Source organism: Amorphus orientalis, from assembly GCF_030814015.1.
Lineage (GTDB): Bacteria > Pseudomonadota > Alphaproteobacteria > Rhizobiales > Amorphaceae > Amorphus > Amorphus orientalis.
Map to the genome: position 1 here is coordinate 34155 of NZ_JAUSUL010000002.1, position 20267 is coordinate 54421.

General features: G+C 66.0%; 15 protein-coding genes. 6 read left to right on the forward strand and 9 right to left on the reverse strand.

Annotation, left to right across the window (positions count from 1 at the left end; genetic code table 11):
* The first annotated feature begins 35 nt into the window (after positions 1-35).
* The gene (locus J2S73_RS08000; protein WP_306884991.1) at positions 36-920 is read left to right on the forward strand and encodes a polyprenyl synthetase family protein; all 885 of its coding nucleotides are present in this window, start codon (positions 36-38) and stop codon (positions 918-920) included.
* 234 nt (positions 921-1154) lie between these two features.
* Complete coding sequence (locus J2S73_RS08005; RefSeq protein ID WP_306884992.1) at positions 1155-1811, forward strand: sulfotransferase domain-containing protein; 657 nt, start codon at positions 1155-1157, stop codon at positions 1809-1811.
* A gap of 90 nt (positions 1812-1901) precedes the next feature.
* Here the strand turns inward: J2S73_RS08005 and J2S73_RS08010 are convergent, their stop codons facing one another.
* Positions 1902-2354 carry a GNAT family N-acetyltransferase gene (locus tag J2S73_RS08010; RefSeq protein WP_306884993.1) on the reverse strand — a complete coding sequence of 151 codons (453 nt, stop codon included), beginning with the start codon at positions 2352-2354 and terminating at the stop codon, positions 1902-1904.
* Positions 2355-2675: 321 nt separating this feature from the next.
* On the opposite strand from J2S73_RS08010, the gene J2S73_RS08015 reads away from it, so the two are divergent.
* Positions 2676-3041, forward strand: a complete 366-nt coding sequence (locus J2S73_RS08015; protein ID WP_306884994.1) for a hypothetical protein — start codon at positions 2676-2678, stop codon at positions 3039-3041.
* Positions 3042-3156: 115 nt separating this feature from the next.
* Here the strand turns inward: J2S73_RS08015 and leuC are convergent, their stop codons facing one another.
* The 5 genes from leuC to lptB all read right to left on the reverse strand — a co-directional run bounded on the left by leuC (position 3157) and on the right by lptB (position 8659).
* On the reverse strand, positions 3157-4569 hold the full coding sequence (gene leuC / locus J2S73_RS08020) for a 3-isopropylmalate dehydratase large subunit (RefSeq protein WP_306884995.1): 1413 nt from the start codon (positions 4567-4569) through the stop codon (positions 3157-3159).
* A 43-nt stretch (positions 4570-4612) separates the two neighbouring features.
* Positions 4613-5113 carry a PTS IIA-like nitrogen regulatory protein PtsN gene (gene ptsN, locus J2S73_RS08025; RefSeq protein WP_306884996.1) on the reverse strand — a complete coding sequence of 167 codons (501 nt, stop codon included), beginning with the start codon at positions 5111-5113 and terminating at the stop codon, positions 4613-4615.
* Positions 5114-5320: 207 nt separating this feature from the next.
* Complete coding sequence (gene hpf, locus J2S73_RS08030; protein WP_306884997.1) at positions 5321-5896, reverse strand: ribosome hibernation-promoting factor, HPF/YfiA family; 576 nt, start codon at positions 5894-5896, stop codon at positions 5321-5323.
* A 191-nt stretch (positions 5897-6087) separates the two neighbouring features.
* Complete coding sequence (gene rpoN, locus J2S73_RS08035; protein ID WP_306884998.1) at positions 6088-7596, reverse strand: RNA polymerase factor sigma-54; 1509 nt, start codon at positions 7594-7596, stop codon at positions 6088-6090.
* Between the two features lie 79 nt (positions 7597-7675).
* The gene (gene lptB, locus J2S73_RS08040; protein ID WP_370874433.1) at positions 7676-8659 is read right to left on the reverse strand and encodes an LPS export ABC transporter ATP-binding protein; all 984 of its coding nucleotides are present in this window, start codon (positions 8657-8659) and stop codon (positions 7676-7678) included.
* A gap of 209 nt (positions 8660-8868) precedes the next feature.
* On the opposite strand from lptB, the gene J2S73_RS08045 reads away from it, so the two are divergent.
* A complete protein-coding gene (locus J2S73_RS08045; RefSeq protein ID WP_306884999.1) occupies positions 8869-9465 on the forward strand; it encodes a septation protein A in 597 nt (198 codons plus the stop codon).
* A 17-nt stretch (positions 9466-9482) separates the two neighbouring features.
* Here J2S73_RS08045 and J2S73_RS08050 read toward each other — a convergent pair whose 3' ends face one another.
* Together J2S73_RS08050 and acs are read right to left on the reverse strand one after the other, a co-directional pair.
* Positions 9483-10226 (reverse strand): M15 family metallopeptidase, encoded by a 744-nt coding sequence (locus J2S73_RS08050; RefSeq protein WP_306885000.1) that lies wholly within the window; start codon positions 10224-10226, stop codon positions 9483-9485.
* Positions 10223-12169, reverse strand: coding sequence for an acetate--CoA ligase (acs, locus tag J2S73_RS08055; RefSeq protein ID WP_306885001.1), 1947 nt, complete (start codon positions 12167-12169; stop codon positions 10223-10225). The genes J2S73_RS08050 and acs overlap by 4 nt, the downstream gene beginning before the upstream one ends.
* A 599-nt stretch (positions 12170-12768) precedes the next feature.
* Between acs and gltB the strand changes: the two genes are divergently transcribed.
* Together gltB and J2S73_RS08065 are read left to right on the forward strand one after the other, a co-directional pair.
* Entirely contained in the window at positions 12769-17478 is a 4710-nt protein-coding gene (gene gltB, locus J2S73_RS08060; RefSeq protein ID WP_370874404.1) for a glutamate synthase large subunit, read from the forward strand.
* A 195-nt stretch (positions 17479-17673) separates the two neighbouring features.
* Entirely contained in the window at positions 17674-19098 is a 1425-nt protein-coding gene (locus tag J2S73_RS08065; protein WP_306885002.1) for a glutamate synthase subunit beta, read from the forward strand.
* A gap of 154 nt (positions 19099-19252) precedes the next feature.
* Here the strand turns inward: J2S73_RS08065 and J2S73_RS08070 are convergent, their stop codons facing one another.
* The gene (locus J2S73_RS08070) at positions 19253-20143 is read right to left on the reverse strand and encodes a DMT family transporter (RefSeq protein WP_306885003.1); all 891 of its coding nucleotides are present in this window, start codon (positions 20141-20143) and stop codon (positions 19253-19255) included.
* Positions 20144-20267: the final 124 nt, after the last annotated feature.

The window sequence follows — 20267 nt, forward strand, 5'->3', positions numbered from 1 at the left end:
GAGAGCCCGGCGACCCATGACTGCGATGACCGACCATGGCTTTTGAGGAACGGCTCCAGGCGGCCGCAGAGGCGACGGAAGCCGCGCTCGATCGATTTCTCCCGACTGAAGGGGCCGCGCCCGGCTCGATCGCCGAAGCCATGCGCTATGCGGCACTCGGCGGCGGCAAGCGATTCCGCCCGTTCCTCGTTCTGGAAAGCGCTCGGCTGTTCGCTGGTCCCGCCGAAGCTGCGCTGAACGTGGCGGCCGCTTTCGAGTGCGTTCATTGCTACAGCCTCGTGCACGACGATCTGCCGGCCATGGACGACGACGACATGCGCCGCGGCCGTCCCACCGTCCACAAGGCGTTCGACGAGGCCACCGCGATCCTGGCCGGCGACGCGCTGCTGACGCTCGCTTTCGAGATTCTGGGCGATGCCGGGACGCGGGCCGACCCGCAGGTGCGCGCCGATCTGGTGCTGTGCCTTGCGCGGGCTTCAGGTGCCGCCGGCATGGTGGGCGGTCAGGCGCTCGATCTGGCAGCCGAGAAACGGGCGCTGGACGAACCCGAGATCGTCCGTCTGCAGGCAATGAAGACGGGCGCCCTGATCGCCGCGTCCTGCGAGGCCGGCGCGATCGTTGCCGGTGCTTCCGGCGACGACAGGGCACGCCTGCGCCGCTATGGTGAAATCATCGGGGCCGCCTTTCAGCTCGCCGACGATCTGCTCGACGTGGCAGGCGACGCGGCGGCCGTCGGAAAGCGCACCGGAAAGGATGCGGAGCGTGGTAAGGCGACCCTCGTCTCGATCCACGGGGAGGACTGGGCGCGGGCGCGGCTGGACGAACTCGTGCAGGAAGCGAGCGCGGTCCTCGATACCTTCGGCGTTAAGGCGTCGGTCCTTCGCGAGGCGCCACGGTTCGTCGCCGAGCGAACTTCATGAAATATGATCATTTTAAGTTTTGAGCGCCTGACGATTGTGATTTTTGGTGGATCGTGAAAGGCCCTAACGTTAAATTATTTGAATATATTATTGTGCGTAAAAGTTATTTGCTTGGCCTCATTCTTTGGGTTACGCAGCACCTTGAGAATGGAGGCATTTGAGCGCGTGCGCCGGCACAGCCTCTTTCTCCTGTCAAACTATGAACATGTTCTAATATTCTGATTTATTGGTTTTATGCTTGTTTGGCTTGCGTCATATCCGCGATCTGGAAATACTTTTTCAAGAACTATATTGAATAGAAAGTTCGGCCTGAACTCCTATTCTTTGTACGACGAGCAGAGCGAACTTCTGGAATCGGCAATCGGGTTCGCCGGCGGGTATAAAGACAAGGTCGACTCGCCAGCATTTCTGGAGATGGCTCGGGCATCCGAGAAGATCTATCTCATAAAGACCCACGGACCGCCGCTCGCCGACGATCCCGCAATTTACATCGTTCGGGATGGCCGGGCGGCGGTCGCTTCATATGCTCACTATCTTTCCAAAGTCGAAGGCTATCCTGTCGACATCCCGCAGGTTATTGCGGGCGACGTCGGGTTTGGGTCGTGGTCTGGGCACTTTTATACGTGGGATCCGGTCAATCGTCCGAATACCGTCCTCACGACATATGAGACGATGCTTGAGGACGTCGATCTGTGGGCGTCTCAGGTCGAGGGTTTGCTGGGGGCTTCAGCCAACCAGGCGGACATCCCAGCGTTCGACGAGCTCAAAGAGCGGTTTCCGTTCTTCTACCGGGTCGGGGGGAACGAGCCGGGAATTGCCGAGATCCAGCCCTACCTGGACGAGTTCGATCGGCTGCACGGCGATCTCATGAAAGAACTCGGCTACTATTGATCCGGCCGGGTTCGCAAGCGCGCCGTGTCATGGCGCGCATGGTGCCCGTTTCGGTCAGGCGGCTCGGCTGGGCCTGATCTGCGGACGGTCTCAGCGCCGCTCGTGGATCGGGATCGAATAGCTTTTCCAGGGAGCGGGCTTGGCGATCTGCTCGTATAGGCCGATCGCTGCCGTGTTGGTCTCCGGCACGAGCCAGCGCAGATGCGCCCACTCCCGCGTGCGTCCGATCTCGACGAGCTGCTCGATCATGCGCCGACCCACGCCGTGATCGCGGGCCGAGGGGGCGACGTAGATGTCGTCGATCTGGCCGGCCCGGTGTCCGGTGATGGTTTCCGGCAGGTCGAAGAAGATCGCGAAGCCGACGAGGGCGCCGTCGCTGCGGGCGCCCAGGAGTTCGGCGGTCGGGTCGGCCAGAAGCAGCTCGGCATAGTATTCGTCGGGCCTGCGCGGCGCACCCCGGCGCATCTCCTGCGCATAGGCCGCGATCAGCGGGGCGAGCTGGTGAGCCGATTCCTGGCCGATTTTTCCGATCGTGAGCTGCATGGGGCTCCTTCCATCGAGCCGGTCGCGGTCCGGTCAGGCGACCGGATGGACCACGAGCGGCCTCCGTTTCAACAGGGTGTCGAAGCCCGCGAGGCTTCGAACCGGTTGGCCGGACCATAGGCCGATTTTGCACCGCAGTGCCAGAGGGCCGCGGTGCGGTGCGACATGTTCCGAGCGCTGCGTCGTATACCCGGACGTCCCGCCGGTCTCTTGATGAACCTCGGATAAACGCGGGTCTCAGATTGGGTTCAGGGGCGGGGGGCTAGCTTCTCGACTGTCGGCGGCGGAACTGTCCGCCGCCTCTCAGAGGAGACAGCTGACATGTTTCGCAGCACCATGATCGCCCTGGCCACCGTCGCAGCGCTTGGCGCCGGCTCCATCACTCCCTCCCTCGCGGCAGGCCCTGCGCCGGTCGCCGCCGTCACCCAGTCCGCCGAGACCAACGTCGTGAAGGTCGGTGGGCGCCACGACCGCGGCTACCGCGGGGATCGTCACCGCCGCGGCTATCGCGGCGACCATCATCGCTGGGGCAAGCACGGCCACTATCGCCACGGCCGCTTCGGCCGGGGACGGACCTGCATCGTCGAACGGACCCGGATCGTCCGCTGGACGCCGCGTGGCAAGATCGTTCGCGTCGTGCCGGAAAAGATCTGCTTCAACGGTGGCTCGCGCCGGGGTTGGCGGTAAGTCAAGGCGCACCGGTGAGCGTCCCCGGCCGGACCGGGAATCGCCCGGCACAAAAGGAAAGAGCCGCATCGCGCAGTACGGTGCGGCTCTTTCAATTCGTTCCGACGACTGTCGGTCAGTCGCGCCCGAATTCCCGGACGTCGACGAACCGACCGGCGATCGCCGCGGCCGCTGCCATGGCCGGCGAGACCAGGTGGGTCCGCCCCTTGAAACCCTGCCGTCCCTCGAAGTTGCGGTTCGAGGTTGAGGCGCAGCGCTCGCCCGGCTTGAGCCGGTCGGCGTTCATGGCCAGACACATGGAGCAGCCCGGCTCGCGCCAGTCGAAACCGGCTGCCCGGAAGATCCTGTCCAGCCCCTCGGCCTCGGCCTGCTCCTTCACGAGCCCGGAGCCCGGCACGATCATCGCGTCGACGCTCTCGTGGACCTTGTGGCCCTCGACGATTTTGGCGACGGCGCGCAGGTCTTCGATCCGGCCGTTCGTGCACGAGCCGATGAAGGCCTTGTCGATGGCGATGTCGGTGATCCGGGTGCCCGGCGTCAGACCCATATATTCCAGCGCGCGTTCCATCGCCCGGCGCTTGTGCTCGTTGGGCGCGTCTGCCGGATCGGGCACGCGGCCGTCGATCGTGGCGACCGCGTCGGGCGACGTGCCCCAGGTCACGATCGGGGGCAGGTTGGCGACGTCGAGCGTGATCTCGCTGTCGAATTCCGCACCCTCGTCGGAGGGGAGCGTCTCCCAGTAGGCCTTGGCGGCGTCCCATGCGGCGCCTTTGGGTGCGCGACGGCGATCCTTGATGTAGGCGTAGGTGGTCTCGTCCGGCGCGATCATGCCGGCGCGGGCACCCGCTTCGATCGACATGTTGCAGACCGTCATGCGGCCTTCCATGGACAGCGCGCGGATGGCTTCGCCGGCATATTCGATGACATGCCCGGTGCCGCCGGCGGTGCCGATCGTGCCGATGATGCTGAGGACGATGTCCTTGGCGGTGATCCCCTCCGGCAGGGTGCCGTCGACGGTCACCCGCATGTTCTTCGCCTTCTTCTGGATCAGCGTCTGCGTGGCGAGCACGTGCTCCACCTCGCTGGTGCCGATGCCATGGGCGAGCGCACCGAAGGCGCCATGGGTCGAGGTGTGGCTGTCACCGCACACGATGGTCATGCCCGGAAGGGTGAAGCCCTGCTCGGGGCCGACGATGTGGACGATGCCCTGCCGCGGATCGAGCTCGTTGTAGTACTCGATTCCGAATTCCTTGGCGTTCTCCGCCAGGGTCGCGACCTGCAGCGCCGACTCCGGATCCTCGATGCCGTGGCTCCGGTCTGTCGTCGGCACGTTGTGGTCGACGACGGCGAGCGTGCGGGTGGGCGCGCGGACGGCGCGTCGGGTCAGCCGAAGTCCCTCGAAGGCCTGCGGGCTGGTGACCTCGTGAATCAGGTGACGGTCGATATAGAGGAGGGTGGTGCCATCCTCCTGACGTTCGACAACGTGGTCGTCCCAGATCTTGTCGTAGAGCGTGCGTGGTTTTGTCATTCGTCTTACTTCTGTCGCAGAGGCGGAAAACGCAAGCCTTCCGTTATCCGGTTTCGCCGGGCTTCCTGGCGGCGCCGGCTCCTTCTTCGGCTGTCGCGGAAGGCTGCGTCAAGAGCGCATAGAGCGCCGCCGGGTCGCGGGAGGCGCGCAGCTTGTCGGCCGTCTCGCCCTGACGCAGGACCCGGGCGATGCGGGCGAGCGCCTTGAGATGGTCGGCGCCAGCCCCCTCGGGGGCGAGCAGAAGGAACACCAGGTCCACCGGCTGCTCGTCGAGGGCGTCGAACTCCACCGGGCGTTCCAGCCGCGCAAAGACCCCGACGATCTTCTTCAGAGGCACGAGCTTTCCGTGCGGGATGGCGATCCCGTCGCCGACGCCCGTGGAGCCCAGCCGCTCACGATGAAGCAGCGTCTCGAAGATCTCGCGCTCAGGCAGGCCCGTCTGAGTCGCGGCCTTGGCCGCGAGTTCCTGCAGGACCTGCTTCTTGCTCTGGGCCTTCAACGCGGGCACGACACCCTCGAGGCTCAAGAGGTCGTTGAGTTCCATGACGAAATCCTCAGATCACGACCGCTTCGGGCCTGACTGCTCCATGCCGTGACGCGTAATCGATTCTGTATGGTCGATTGCACCCGGAAGGGCAGCGCGCTGTCCCGCATGTCCTCGTCCCGGCCCAAATGACCGTGCAGTCCGCTCGTCGATCAGATGCGCCGTGTTCGGCGACAAGGAGGGGCGGCAGGGCGGAGGCTGAACCGATCAGCTCTGCTTGGGGCTGTCGAAGGCCGGATCGATCCAGCCGATATTGCCGTCTGAACGGCGGTAGACGACGTTGATCGCTCCGTTCGCGGCGCTTCTGAACACCACCACCGGCGCTTCGGTGAGATCGAGGTCCAGGACCGCCATTCCGACGGTCATCGTACGCACGTGGGTGGCGGTTTCGGCGACGACGACCGGGGAATAGTCCACCGGTACCTCATCCTCTTCGTCCGGTTTGGCGAGCACGAAGCTCGACGCTTCCAGCGCCTCGCCGTTGGCCGGCGTGTGGTGGGACTTGAGCCGGCGCTTGTAGCGGCGCAGTCGCTTCTCCACCCGCTCGGCCGCCTGATCGAAGCTCGCGGTCGCATCGGACGCGGTGGCGGAGGTCTTCAGGACGACGCCGGTGTCGAGGTGCACCGAGCAGTCGGTCTTGAAGCCGGACCCTTCCGGCTCGACGACGATCTGGCCGCTGTAGCCCCCGTCGAAATACTTACGGACCGCATCGTCGACCCGATCCTGGATCCGCTCGCGCAGAGCGTTTCCGATGTCCATGTTCTTGCCGGAAATCTTCAACATGACGGTTTCGGTCTTTTCAGGAGGCGCCTGTCAGCGCACTCCGCCTCTGTGTGATCACGCTGACGTCCGGCCGGCGCGTAGTCGGGTCGGCCGCGCTTGCTTGCTGCGCCCACACTGGGCGCTGAAGAATGCGCGCGGTTCTACGAGTGCACCCCGGCGCTGTCAACGTCGAGCCGGGGTGCGGTGCAACGTCAGCTCGAAGTTCTCTGGGCATGCTGCTTCTCGCGGCGGCGCTGGACCGACGATGGGATGTGCATCGCCTCCCGGTACTTGGCCACGGTTCGGCGCGCGATGTCGACGCCGTCATCTTTCAGCTGTCTCACGATGGCGTCATCGGAGAGGACCGTGTCGGCGCATTCCGCGTCGATCATGCGGCGAATGCGGTGGCGCACGGCGGCGGCCGAATGGGCCTCTGCACCGCCGGAGGCGGCGATTGCCGCCGAAAAGAAGGACTTCAGCTCGAACAGGCCGCGCGGACAGGCCAGATACTTGTTGGCCGTGACGCGGCTGACCGTCGATTCGTGGATGCCGATCACGTCCGCGACCATCTTCAGCGTCATCGGCTTCAGGTGAGACACGCCGTGCTCAAGGAAGCCACGCTGCTGCTCCACGATCACGGATGCGACCTTGAGAATCGTGGTGGCGCGCTGATCGAGGCTCTTCACCAGCCAGTTGGCCGCCTGCAGCCGCTCGCTCAGATAGGACTTGTCGTCCGGGGCCCGGGCGGCCCGCACGGCGGTCTGGTAGATGCCCCGGTTGACCAGAACCTTCGGCAGCGTGTCGCTGTTGAGCTCGACCCGGAACCCGCCTTCCGGATCCGGGGTGACCAGGACGTCGGGCACGATCGCCCGGACCGGCTCGACGTCGAACTGCAGCCCCGGACGCGGATCGAGCCCCTTCAGGTCGGCGAGCATGCGGGCCAACCGGTCGCCGGAGACGCCGCAGGTCCGTTCCAGCGCCGCGAAGTCCCGGCGGCCGACGAGGTGGAGATTCTCCAGAAGGGTCCGCATCGCATCGTCCAGCCGGTCGCTGTCGGCGAGTTGTAGAGCGAGACAATCAGCCAGATCGCGGGCAAACACCCCGATCGGGTCCAGCCGCCGGCATTGCTCGATCACCGCTTCGAGCTCCGCCGGCTCCAGGCCCAGGCGCCTGGCCAGTTCGGCCGGATCGTCGCGCAGGTAACCGGTCGGGTCCAGGCAGTCGACCAGGAATTCGGCGACGAGCCGCTCCCGGCCTTCCGGGATGCTCAGCCCGATCTGCTCGAGAAGGTGATCGCGCAGGGTAGGTGGGCGCCAGTCGATGGGCTCCATGTCGCCGTCCGGACGGCTGCCGCCGGCACCGACGGAGCGCCACGGGTCGCTCGCAAAGGCTTCCGAAACGCCATCGACCGGTCCGGTTCTGTCCGGGTCGAGGGCGCTCGCCGGCGCGTCCAGATCTGCGACGGCCTGTTCGCCGATCCGGGACAGGTCGGCCTCCGCGGGCGCGGTCTCCGGCGATGTGTCGGGCTCGTTTTCCCACGTGTCGTCCGCGTCGCTGCCGGCGCGTTCGAGAAGCGGATTCTCCTCGATTTCCCGATCGATGACTGCGGAAAGTTCGAGGTTCGTCAGCTGCAGCAGCTTGATGGCCTGCATCAGCTGCGGAGTCATGATCAGGGACTGCGTTGGCCGCAGATCGAGCCGAGGCGCGAGACTTATCGGCAAGGGCGTTCGCCGTTCTTTCTAAGTTGGTCCAATTCTTGCGTATGGCGATCGCCTATGGGTAGCGCCTTGCGTCGGGGAATCAAAGCGTAAATTGCTCGCCAAGGTAAAGGCGGCGAACATCGGGGTGGGCGACGACCTCGTCCGGGCTGCCTTCGGTCAGCATTTCGCCCGATGCGATGATGTAGGCCCGGTCGATGAGGCCGAGCGTCTCGCGCACGTTGTGGTCGGTGATCAGCACGCCGATTCCCCGGTGGGTGAGGTGGCGGACCAGGTCCTGAATGTCGCCGACCGCGATCGGGTCGATGCCGGCGAACGGTTCGTCGAGCAGCATGAACGAGGGCCTGCTGGCCAGGGCGCGGGCGATTTCACAACGACGCCGCTCGCCGCCCGACAGCGCGGTCGCCGGTGCGTCGCGCAGGTGCGTGATGCCGAACTCGTTGAGCAGGCTTTCGAGCTCCGCGTTGCGCTTGCGCCGGTCGCGCTCGACCACCTCGAGCACGGACATGATGTTGTTGGCGACCGTCAGGCCGCGAAAGATCGAAGCTTCCTGCGGAAGATAGCCGATGCCGAGCCGGGCGCGCCGATACATCGGAAGCGCGGTGATGTCGAACCCGTCGAGGCTGATCTTGCCGGCATCCGGGCGGATCAGTCCGGTGATCATGTAGAAGACGGTCGTCTTGCCGGCGCCGTTGGGGCCGAGCAGGCCCACCGCCTCGCCGCGGCGGACATTGATGGAGATGCCGTGGGCCACGGTGCGCCGGCGATAGCTCTTGGCGATGCTGTGGACGGCCAGAACACCCTCGGCGGCCGTATCCTGCCAGCTTTCGCGCACCGGCCGCTCCGCATCGGGCCGCCGTTTGGCACGGCGCGGCGGGCGTGGGGCTTCCGCACCCTCCGGCCGAGGGTCGGCGGCAATCCGTCTCGCGGGTCGGCGTCGGCGCGGCGTCTCCTGACGGTTCACGTAACGGGCTCCAATTTGGTTTCCTCCCAATTCTGTTAGTCCATCGCGACGGGCGGTGGAACCGAGAGATTGAAGGAGCACGGCCCAACCTGTCCTGACCATCCTGCGACCAAGGGCCGATACCGGGGGTAAGAACGGGGACCGCTGCGAAGCGGCATCGAACCGATCGCCCACAAGCCGGTGCGCGGCAAGTGGGTCAAAAATGCGGTCGGGGCGCAGCAGGCCTGCGCGGGGCATGTACGAGGGGACCGCCGAGCCACGACCCGTCACTTTCCGCTTGATCGCGCGCGCCGGGGTTGCGAGGGAAGAGGATGACCGAAGCCAAGCCCATCAATCCGCTCCTGAAGCTCGCTCTTGAACTCGGCCCGCTGGTGATCTTCTTCGTCACCAACGCCCGGATCGACCTGATCACCGCGACCGGGGCGTTCATGGCGGCGACCGTCGTGGCGCTCGCCGTCTCCTATGCGATCCAGCGCAGCCTGCCGATCATGCCGCTGGTCACCGGCGTCGTCGTGCTGGTGTTCGGCGGACTGACGCTGGCGCTGCAGGACGAACTGTTCATCAAGCTCAAGCCGACGATCGTCAACTGCCTGTTCGCGGCGGTGCTGTTCGGTGGCCTGGCGATCTGGAAGCGGCCGCTGCTCGGTCTGGTGCTGGATTCCGTCATCTCGATGGACGACGACGGCTGGCGCAAGCTGACGATCCGGTGGGCGAGCTTCTTCCTGTTCCTGGCGCTCCTGAACGAGATCGTCTGGCGCAATTTCTCCAGCGATTTCTGGGTCTCCTTCAAGGTGTTCGGGATCATGCCGATTACCATGGTGTTCGCGCTCGCCCAGATCCCGCTGATCGAGCGCCACAAGCTTCCGTCCGGTGAGGAAGGCGAAAGCGTACCGGGTTCCGACCCCTGACCGTCCGTCTGGCTTTGCTATTCGACGTCGAAATCGAAGTAGCTGTCCGGAAACGGCTCGGGCTGGAAGGTGTAGTGCCACCATTCCTCCGGAAGGTTCTTGAACCCCGCGTCCGTCATCGCGTCGAGGAGCAAGCGACGGTTGGCCTGGGCCTGGGGAGAGACCTCGGTCGATTCGGTCGCGGAGAGTGGGGAAAAGCAGTCGTAGTCGGTTCCGAACTCGATCCCGGTGCTGGGCGCCGAACTGAAATCGCACCGTCCGGGCCGGGGCGGCAATGGCATCTCGCGTTCGGCCGCGACGATCGCGAGATCGACGGTGCTTCCGCGTGAATGGCCGGAGCGTTCGGCGACGTAGCCATCGGGAACGATCGAGGCCTTGTCGATCTCCGGATAGAAGTAGCGGTCGCCGGGATCGTTCGAGCGGGTCCAGTCCATGAAGGCAGCGACCGCCTTCTCCGGCCGGTAGCAGTCGAAGACGATCAGCGAATAGCCGTCCGCCTGCAGCCGCTCCTGCACCTCGGCCAGTGCCTCCGCCGCCGGTCGGGTCAGGATGCAGGTCGGCGCCCGGTAGCCGGGAACGCGGGCGCCGGTGAAGTTGTCGGCGCTGGCGTAGCGCATGTCCTGCCGGATCTCGGGTGCAACGTCGGCGAGGCGCACGAAGGGGTCGGGCAACGGCTCGGCTGCCGCGGCCGGACCGGCGGCAGCGAGGCCGCCGGACGCCAATGCCAGTACAAGCCGTTTGCCCAGGCGTCGCATCGTCATTCCGCGGCGCGGTTCATCCGGTGCTCGACCAGGTTATCGACCACCGACGGGTCGGCCAGCGTCGACGTATCGCCGAGATTCTCGAACGAATCCTCGGCTATCTTGCGCAGGATGCGGCGCATGATCTTGCCCGACCGGGTCTTCGGCAGGCCGGGGGCGAACTGGATCAGGTCCGGTGAGGCGATCGGGCCGATCTCCCGGCGGACCCACTGCACCAGCTCCTTGCGCAGCTCCTCTGTCGGCTCCTCGCCGCCCATCAGGGTCACGTAGGCGTAGATACCCTGGCCCTTGAGGTCGTGCGGGTAGCCGACCACCGCGGCCTCGGCGACCTTGGAATGAGCGACCAGGGCCGATTCGATCTCCGCCGTGCCCATGCGGTGGCCGGACACGTTGATGACGTCGTCGACGCGGCCGGTGATCCAGTAGTAGCCGTCCTCGTCGCGGCGGCAGCCGTCGCCGGAGAAATAGTTCCCGGGATAGGCGGAGAAGTAGGTCTGCACGAACCGGTCGTGATCGCCGTAGACCGTCCGCATCTGGCCGGGCCAGCTGTCGGTGATGACGAGATTGCCTTCCGTGGCACCCTCGAGATAGTTGCCGTTGGCGTCCACCACCGCCGGCTGGACCCCGAAGAACGGCTTGGTGGCCGACCCCGGCTTCAGCGCGGTCGCGCCGGGCAGCGGCGTGATGAGAATACCGCCGGTCTCGGTCTGCCACCAGGTGTCCACGATCGGGCAGCGGCCGTCACCGACGACGTCGTAGTACCACTGCCACGCGGCGGCGTTGATCGGCTCGCCGACGGTGCCCAGGATCCGCAGCGAGCTGCGGTCGGTCTTCGTCACGTGGTCGTCGCCGGCACCCATCAGCGCGCGGATCGCGGTCGGCGCGGTGTAGTAGATGGCGACGTCGTGCTTGTCGATCACCTGCCAGTGCCGGGAGGCGTCCGGATAGGTCGGCACGCCCTCGAACATCAGCGTCGTGGCGCCGTTCGCGAGCGGTCCGTAGACGATGTAGGAGTGGCCCGTCACCCAGCCCACGTCGGCGGTGCACCAGTAGATCTCGCCCGACTTGTAGTCGAACACGTACTGGTGGGTCATCGAGGTGTAGACGAGATAGCCGCCGGAAGTGTGAAGCACGCCCTTGGGGCTGCCGGTCGAGCCGGAGGTGTAGAGGATGAACAGCGGATCCTCGGCGTTCATCTCCACCGGCGGGCAGCTCGAAGAGACGTTCTCGGCGACCTCGTGATACCAGACGTCGCGTCCGTCCTTCATGTCCACGTCGCCGCCGGTGCGGCGAACGACCACAACCGTCTCCACGCTCGGCGATTTCTCGCAGGCGGCGTCGGTGTTGGCCTTGAGCGGGATCGTGCGGCCGCCGCGCAGACCTTCGTCGGCGGTAATGATCAGCTTGGAATCGCAGTCCTGGACGCGACCGGCGAGCGAGTCCGGCGAGAAGCCGGCGAACACCACCGAATGGATGGCGCCGATGCGGGCGCAGGCCAGCATCGCGTAGGCCGCCTCGGGAATCATCGGAAGGTAGATCGTGACGCGATCGCCGCGACCGACGCCATGGGCCTTCAGCACGTTGGCGAAGCGGCTGACGTGGTCCTTCAGCTCGCGGTAGGTGATCGTCAGGCTCTCGCTCGGATCGTCACCCTCCCAGATGATCGCCGGCTGGTCGCCCTTGGTTTCCGCGTGGCGGTCGACGCAGTTGTAGCACACGTTCAACGTGCCGTCTTCGAACCACTTGATGGAGACGTTGTGCGGATCGAAGGAGGTGTTCTTCACCTTTGAGAAGGGCTTGATCCACTCGATCCGCTTGGCCTGTTCGCCCCAGAATGCCACCGGGTCCTGAACCGACTTGCGGTACATCTCCTCATAGCCCGCCTCGTCGACCAGGGCCGTCTTGGCCACTGCTTCGGAAACGGGAATGATCGATTCCGACATGTTTGTCCTCCCTTAAGTCAGCCACCCGTCCGGGGCCGGCACTGAAATTGCGCGCATTATGCGAGCGCGACAAAGTCTCGTCTACACGAGCGGACCGCCCGCGCGAACCGGGTGCGGCGACAAATTCTCTTCCTTCCCAAACCCACAAAATCCGTCAGGGTTTCGCGGTCGCCGACACGTCCATCTTGCGGAGATGCGGTTCTTCTGGCACCTTTCGCGGCCGGAAAAGGACAGGACTGCTGTCGTAACTCTCCCCGTGGGGCTGGAAATCCGCGCGGCCAGGGAGGATGATAGGGTCCACCGGCACCTCGCTTTCCCGCGGCCGGACCGCGCGGAAGGGATGGGGTCGGATCGGGGGAAGCGCTGGCGCGGGCGCTGCATCCCGAAATCGGAGACGCGCACTAGCTTCCGGCACCGGTCGACCATTCGATCGAGCCGCAATCTCCCGAGCGGAGATGCGACCCGATGACCGAGGCTGGACGCCCGCTGCCAGAGGGATCCGCGGCGCAGCCGCGCGGCGGGGGATCTGGCTCTTTAATTGCGAGTGGACCGTGCGCCTCCTGGCCGTATGCCGGGAACCACGGCGCTCCAGACGAGGCATGCGGACGATGAGTGGGATCAGGATGGGTGATCATGGCGGGACTTCGGTGAACGCGTTGACCGGTCCGAAAACGGCCACGGGCGATCGGGTCAAGGCGGCGACGGCCGGTCTCTACCGGCCCGGCAAGGAACACGATGCCTGCGGCGTCGGCTTCCTGTGCGATCTCCATGGCCGCCGCTCCCACGACATCGTCGAAAAAGGCCTCGAGATTCTCGTCAACCTGACGCACCGCGGCGCCGTCGGCGCGGATCCGCTGGTCGGCGACGGGGCGGGCATGCTGTGCCAGATCCCGCACGCCTTCCTGAAGGAGGAGTGCGCCGGCCTCGGATTCGAGCTGCCGGAGCCGGGCGAGTACGCCGTGGGCATGGTGTTCATGCCGCAGGACGACGCTCTGCGCGCCCATTGCGAGGAGATCATCACCCAGGCGATCGCCGACGAGGGCCACCGGCTGCTCGGCTGGCGCCGGGTGCCGGTCGACAATTCCGGCCTGTCGCCGCTGGTGACCGACGTCGAGCCGGTGCACACCCAGGTCTTCATCGGCCGGGGCGACGGCGAGACCGACGACGACAGCTTCGAGCGTCGCCTGTTCATCCTGCGCAAGGTCATCTCCAACACGATCTACCGGGAGACCGAAGGCGAGGAGACCGACTTCTACGTCGTGTCGCTAAGCAGCCGGACCATCGTCTACAAGGGCATGTTCCTCGCCCATCAGCTCGGCACCTATTACAACGACCTGACCGATCCGCGCTTCGAGACGGCGCTGGCGCTGGTGCATCAGCGCTTCTCCACCAACACCTTCCCGTCCTGGCGGCTGGCCCATCCCTACCGGATGGTCGCGCACAACGGCGAAATCAACACGCTGCGCGGCAACGTCAACTGGATGGCGGCGCGGCAGGCGAGCGCGGAATCGGAACTTTACGGCTCCGACATCTCCAAGCTCTGGCCGATTTCCTACGAAGGCCAGTCCGACACCGCGTGCTTCGACAACGCGCTGGAGTTCCTGGTCCAGGGCGGCTACTCGCTCGCCCACGCGGTGATGATGCTGATCCCGGAAGCCTGGGCCGGCAATCCGCTGATGGATGACGACCGCAAGGCCTTCTACGAGTACCACGCCGCGCTGATGGAGCCGTGGGACGGACCCGCCGCGGTCGCCTTCACCGACGGCCGCCAGATCGGCGCGACGCTCGACCGCAACGGCCTCCGGCCGGCGCGCTACGTCGTCACCGAGGATGGTCTGGTCGTGATGGCGTCCGAGGTCGGCGTGCTGCCGATCCCGGAGGAGAAGATCGTCTCCAAGTGGCGGCTCCAGCCCGGCCGCATGCTGCTGATCGACACCGAGGAAGGCCGGATCATCTCCGACGAGGAGGTGAAGAAGCAGCTCGCGGCGGCGAACCCGTACCGCAAGTGGCTCGACCGCACCCAGATGGTGCTGGAGGACCTCGTCCCGGTGCGCGGCCGCACGCCGAACACCAACGAGAGCCTGCTCGATCGCCAGCAGGCCTTCGGTTACACCCAGGAGGACCTGAAGTTCCTGCTGGCGCCGATGGCCACCGTCGGTCAGGAAGCGATCGGCTCGATGGGCACCGACACGCCGCTGTCGGTACTCTCCGACCGGCCGAAGCTGCTCTACACCTACTTCAAGCAGAACTTCGCCCAGGTCACGAACCCGCCGATCGATCCGATCCGCGAAGAGCTGGTGATGAGTCTGGTCTCGTTCATCGGACCGCGGCCGAACCTGTTCGACCTGAAGGGGCTTTCGACCCGCAAGCGGCTCGAGGTCCGTCAGCCGATCCTGACCAACCACGATCTGGAAAAGATCCGGGAGATCGGCGACATCGCCGACAACCAGTTCCAGACGATCACCCTCGACTGCACCTATTCCGCCGACAAGGGCGCCGACGGCATGTCGGAGGCCATCGAGCGGTTGTGCGAGCGGGCGGAGAAGGCGGTCGCCGACGGCTACAACATCATCATCCTGTCGGACCGGCTGGTCAGCCGGCAGCGGATCGCCATCCCGGCGCTTCTGGCGACGGCCGGCGTGCACCATCACCTGATCCGCCGCGGCCTGCGCACCGCCGTGGGCCTCGTCGTGGAATCCGGCGAGCCGCGCGAGATCCATCATTTCTGCGTGCTGGCCGGCTACGGCGCGGAGGCGATCAACCCCTATCTCGCCTTCGAGACGCTGGCGGCGATGAAGTCCGGCTTCCCGGAGGAGGTCGACGACGAGGAGGTGGTTCACCGCTACATCAAGTCGATCGACAAGGGCATCCTGAAGGTGATGTCCAAGATGGGCATCTCCACCTACCAGTCCTATTGCGGCGCGCAGATCTTCGATGCGGTCGGTCTGTCCGACGACCTCGTGGATCGCTTCTTCTTCGGCACCGCCACGACGATCGACGGCCTCGGCCTGGCCGAGATCGCCGAGGAGACCGTGCGCCGGCACACCGCCGCGTTCGGCGAGGATCCGCTGCTCGTGCGTAGCCTGGAGATCGGGGGCGAATACGCCTACCGGACCCGCGGCGAGCGGCATCTGTGGGCGCCGGACGTGATCGCGCACCTGCAGCACGCCGTCCGAACCAAGCAGACCGACGATTATCTCGAGTTCAGCCGTCTGGTGAACGAGGAGGCGGGACGCTACGCGCTCCGCGGCCTGTTCCGCCTGAAGCCTGCCGAGGAGACCGGACGGACGCCGGTGCCGATCGACGAGGTCGAGCCCGCGGCGGAGATCGTCAAGCGGTTCTCAACCGGCGCCATGTCGTTCGGGGCGATCTCCAAGGAGAGCCACGAGACCTTGGCCGTCGCCATGAACCGGATCGGCGGCAAGTCGAACACGGGCGAGGGCGGCGAGGAGCCCGAGCGCTTCATGACGCTGCCCAACGGCGATTCGAAGCGGTCGGCCATCAAGCAGGTCGCGTCGGGCCGGTTCGGCGTGACCACCGAATATCTGGTCAACGCCGACCAGATCCAGATCAAGATGGCCCAGGGCGCCAAGCCCGGCGAGGGCGGTCAGCTTCCCGGCCACAAGGTCGACGCGATCATCGCCAAGGTCCGGCATTCCACGCCGGGCGTGGGGCTGATCTCGCCGCCGCCGCATCACGACATCTACTCGATCGAGGATCTGGCCCAGCTCATCTTCGACCTGAAGAACGTGAACCCGGAAGCCGACATCTCGGTGAAGCTGGTGTCCGAGGTAGGCGTCGGCACGGTCGCGGCCGGCGTCGCTAAGGCGCGCGCCGATCACATCACCATCGCCGGCTACGAGGGCGGCACCGGCGCGTCGCCGCTGACGTCGATCAAGCATGCGGGCAGCCCCTGGGAGATGGGGCTTGCCGAGGCGCACCAGACGCTGGTGCTGAACGGCCTGCGCTCGCGGATCGCGCTGCAGGTCGACGGCGGCATGCGCACCGGCCGTGACGTGGTCATCGGGGCGCTCCTGGGCGCCGACGAGTTCGGCTTCGCCACCGCGCCGCTGATCGCCACCGGCTGCCTGATGATGCGCAAGTGCCACCTCAACACCTGTCCCGTCGGCATCGCGACCCAGGATCCGGTGCTGCGCAAGCGCTTCAAGGGCACGCCCGAGGACGTCATCAACTACTTCTTCTTCGTGGCCGAAGAGGCGCGCGAGCTGATGGCGCAGATGGGCGTTCGTTCGCTGGACGAGCTGATCGGTCAGACCTCCATGCTCGACCAGACCCGGCTGATCGACCACTTCAAGGCGAAGGCGCTGAATTTCGAGCGGGTCTTCTTCCATGCGGAAGGCGAACCGGACGACGTCCGGCATACCACCCGCCAGAACCACCCGATCGACAGCGTGCTGGACCGGACGCTGATCAAGCAGGCGGTGTCGGGTATCGCGCACGCGACGCCGGTGGAGATCGAGACCCAGGTGACGAACGTCGACCGGTCGGTCGGCGCGATGCTGTCCGGCGAGATCGCCAAGCATCACGGCCATGACGGCCTGCCCGACGACACCATCAAGATCCGGCTGAACGGCACCGCCGGACAGTCCTTCGGCGCCTGGCTGATGAAGGGGGTGACGCTCGACCTCGTCGGCGACGCCAACGACTATGTCGGCAAGGGCCTGTCGGGCGGCAAGATCATCGTCCGGCCGCCGGAGAACGTCCAGTTCGAGGCCGACCGTTCGATGATCGTGGGCAACACGGTGCTCTACGGCGCCATCGAGGGCGAGTGCTACTTCCGCGGCGTCGCCGGCGAGCGCTTCGCAGTCCGCAACTCCGGCGCCATCGCGGTGGTCGAGGGCGCGGGCGATCACGGCTGCGAATACATGACCGGCGGCGTGGTCGTCGTGCTCGGCCAGACCGGGCGCAACTTCGCGGCCGGCATGTCGGGCGGCGTCGCCTACGTGCTCGACGAGGCCGGCGACTTCCCGTCCCGGTGCAACCTGGCCATGGTCGATCTGGAGCCGGTGGTGGAAGAGGACGATCTCCTCGAGAAGCTGCACCACCACGGCGGCGACGTGGAGACCAAGGGGCGCGTCGACGTTTCCAGCGACATGACCCATCACGACGACGAGCGCCTGCGCACGCTGATCGCGGCTCATGTCCGCTACACCGGCTCGAACCGCGGCCAGATGATCCTCGACAACTGGGAGACCTACCGTCCCAAGTTCGTCAAGGTGATGCCGGTCGAGTACCGCCGGGCGCTGCGCGAGATGGAGCAGGCGCGGGTGGGCGTCGCGGCGGAGTAACCGCCACCCTGCCTCGACGGGCGCTGCCCGCCGGGGCTCCCGGGTTTCGTATCGAGGAAGCCGGTCCGGAACGTGCCGCTCGCATGTCCCGGCCTCGTGCCGCCTCCGCCTGCGGCGCTGGCTTCTTCGATTTCATCCAACTAAAGATACGTCCGACCGAACAGCGACTGACGTCGGCAAAGTGGGATTGGCCGAATGGGTAAGGTGACAGGTTTTCTCGAGATCGACCGGCAGGAGCAGAAGTATCAGCCCGCCGCCGATCGCGTGCGCCACTTTCGGGAGTTCACCCTGCCGCTCACGGATCCGGAAGTGCAGCGGCAGGCCGCGCGCTGCATGGATTGCGGCATCCCGTACTGCCATGGCCCCCAGGGCTGTCCGGTCGACAACCAGATCCCGGACTGGAACGACCTGATCTATGCGGGCGACTGGGAGTCCGCCGCATTCGATCTGCATTCCACCAACAACTTCCCTGAATTCACCGGCCGGATCTGCCCGGCGCCCTGCGAGGAGGCGTGCACGCTGAACCTCGAGGACGTCCCGGTCTCCATCAAGACGATCGAGCAGGCGATCGCCGACAAGGCGTGGGCCAACGGCTGGGTTCGCCCGCAGCCGCCGACCCACCACACCGGCAAGACGGTGGCCGTCATCGGTGCCGGGTCTGCCGGCCTTGCCGCAGCCCAGCAGCTCGCCCGCGTCGGTCACACGGTGCATGTCTATGAGCGCGAACCGCGGGCCGGTGGCCTGCTGCGCTACGGCATCCCCGACTTCAAGATGGAGAAGCACCACATCGATCGGCGGGTGCGCCAGATGGAGGCCGAGGGCGTCACCTTCCACTTCGGCACCAATATCGGCGTTTCCACCACGATGCAGGAGCTGATCGACGGCCATGACGCCGTGCTGATCGCCTGCGGTGCGGAGAAGCCGCGCGATCCGGGCCTGCCGGGCATGGATCTGACCGGCGTGCACTACGCCATGCCGTTCCTGGTGCAGCAGAACCGCCGCATCGGCGGCGAGCCGATCAACGAGGAGCCGATCCTCGCCGGCGGCAAGCACGTGGTGGTCATCGGTGGCGGCGACACCGCGTCCGACTGCATCGGCACCTCGTTCCGCCAGGGCGCGCTGCGGGTGACCCAGCTCGATATCCGCCCGATGCCGCCGCTGAAGGAAGACAAGCTCACGGTCTGGCCCTACTGGCCGACCAAGTTCCGGACCTCGTCCAGCCAGGCGGAGGGGGCGGAGCGCGAGTTCGCCGCCGCCACCCTCGGCCTGAAGGGCAAGAACGGCCGCGTGACCCATGTCGAGTGTTCGCGGGTCGACGAAAAGCGCGAGCCGATCGCCGGAACGGAGTTCCTGATCAAGGCGGATCTGGTCCTGGTGGCGATCGGCTTTTCCGGTCCCGCCGAGGGCACCTATCTGTCGGAGCTGTCCTCCATGGAGCGGGATCGCCGCGGCAACGTCGCCGCCAACACCGAGGACTACCGCACCAACGTCGACAAGGTCTTCGCGGCCGGCGACGTGCGCCGCGGTCAGTCGCTGGTGGTCTGGGCGATCCGCGAGGGCCGGCAGGCCGCGCGCTCGATCGACGAGTTCCTGACGGGGTCGAGCACGCTGCCGAGGTAGGAGCAAATCCAGGAAAAGTGGGAACCAGTTTTCCGTCCGGATTTGCGTGGAGAAGAGAGCAAATCCAGGAATAGCGGGAACCGGATATCGGTCCGGATTTGCGCGGGGAAGGATCTCTTTCCGCTCGCGCCAATTCGCTCCGCTCCTCGTTGTTTCACCGGCAGGCGCGTGGTCGGACGGGCAGAACGCACAGCGCGACACCGACACCGGTGACAGCCGCGGCCGAAAGCTGCGGGAGCGATACCGCCTCGCCTAGGATCAGCCACGCGAGAGCTTGAGTCGTCAACGGGATCAGGGCGGGCATCGCCGCGCCGGCCGCCGAGCCGAGCCGCTCGCAGGACCGGTTGAACGCGAACAGCGCGATCACGCCGACCCCGACGCCCTGAAACCCGGCTTGCAGTAGAATGTCCGCGAGGGGCGCGTCGCCGAGACCCTTCGGCAGCGCCAGGATATAGACCGGCAGATAGACAACGGCGGAGCCGACGGCCACGATGGCGGTGGCCTGGGCGGCCGGTATCCCCGCGCTGCGGATCATCAGCGCATAGCTCGCCCACAGAACCGCGCTGGCGACGAGAAGTCCGTAACCGGGCAGTGCGCTTGGATCGTATATAGCCGCGAGCAGAAGACCGATCCCGGCCAGGATCGTGGCGATCCCGACCGCCCGGCGGAGAGTCATGACGTCTCCGAACATCCTCCAGCCGACCACGGCCACGATCGCGGCCATCAGTCCGGGATTGATCGCCCCGGCAGCGCCGGCGGACGCGAAACCCAGACCGAAGGCGATCACGAGCATGTATGGCGCGCCGTAGCCGGTGACGATCATGGCGAGGCCGGCAATACCGAGCCGCTCCCCGGCGAAGCCGTATCGCCAGATGACTGGCAGTAGCAGTACCGAGGCGACGGAGAATCTCAGCGCCACCAGGTCGTAGGCGTTAAGGGTGGTCGTGACGCCAAGCCGGGTAAGCACCAGCGATCCCGACCAAATCCCGAGGGCAAGCAGCGACCATGTGAGGCCGGGAACGAGATCTTTCAGGTTTGGGCTCATGGGGCACTCCAGGCAGGGCACCCTGGAGGCCTAGAAGATGACGTGAATTGAGGAAAACGATATATTCGGGACCTATGGATAAGAAAAACTCAACTTTTGATCTGCCCGGCGGAGGTGGCGCGGG

Bases quoted from the DNA above. Each gene is read 5' to 3' on its own strand.
- gltB (WP_370874404.1), top strand. From the start codon at position 12,769: ATGCGGACGATGAGTGGGATCAGGATGGGTGATCATGGCGGGACTTCG.
- J2S73_RS08045 (WP_306884999.1), top strand. From the start codon at position 8,869: ATGACCGAAGCCAAGCCCATCAATCCGCTCCTGAAGCTCGCTCTTGAA.
- lptB (WP_370874433.1), bottom strand. From the start codon at position 8,659: ATGGTCAGGACAGGTTGGGCCGTGCTCCTTCAATCTCTCGGTTCCACC.
- J2S73_RS08005 (WP_306884992.1), top strand. From the start codon at position 1,155: ATGCTTGTTTGGCTTGCGTCATATCCGCGATCTGGAAATACTTTTTCA.
- J2S73_RS08010 (WP_306884993.1), bottom strand. From the start codon at position 2,354: ATGCAGCTCACGATCGGAAAAATCGGCCAGGAATCGGCTCACCAGCTC.
- J2S73_RS08070 (WP_306885003.1), bottom strand. From the start codon at position 20,143: ATGAGCCCAAACCTGAAAGATCTCGTTCCCGGCCTCACATGGTCGCTG.
- hpf (WP_306884997.1), bottom strand. From the start codon at position 5,896: ATGTTGAAGATTTCCGGCAAGAACATGGACATCGGAAACGCTCTGCGC.
- ptsN (WP_306884996.1), bottom strand. From the start codon at position 5,113: ATGGAACTCAACGACCTCTTGAGCCTCGAGGGTGTCGTGCCCGCGTTG.
- J2S73_RS08065 (WP_306885002.1), top strand. From the start codon at position 17,674: ATGGGTAAGGTGACAGGTTTTCTCGAGATCGACCGGCAGGAGCAGAAG.
- acs (WP_306885001.1), bottom strand. From the start codon at position 12,169: ATGTCGGAATCGATCATTCCCGTTTCCGAAGCAGTGGCCAAGACGGCC.
- J2S73_RS08015 (WP_306884994.1), top strand. From the start codon at position 2,676: ATGTTTCGCAGCACCATGATCGCCCTGGCCACCGTCGCAGCGCTTGGC.
- J2S73_RS08000 (WP_306884991.1), top strand. From the start codon at position 36: ATGGCTTTTGAGGAACGGCTCCAGGCGGCCGCAGAGGCGACGGAAGCC.
- leuC (WP_306884995.1), bottom strand. From the start codon at position 4,569: ATGACAAAACCACGCACGCTCTACGACAAGATCTGGGACGACCACGTT.
- J2S73_RS08050 (WP_306885000.1), bottom strand. From the start codon at position 10,226: ATGACGATGCGACGCCTGGGCAAACGGCTTGTACTGGCATTGGCGTCC.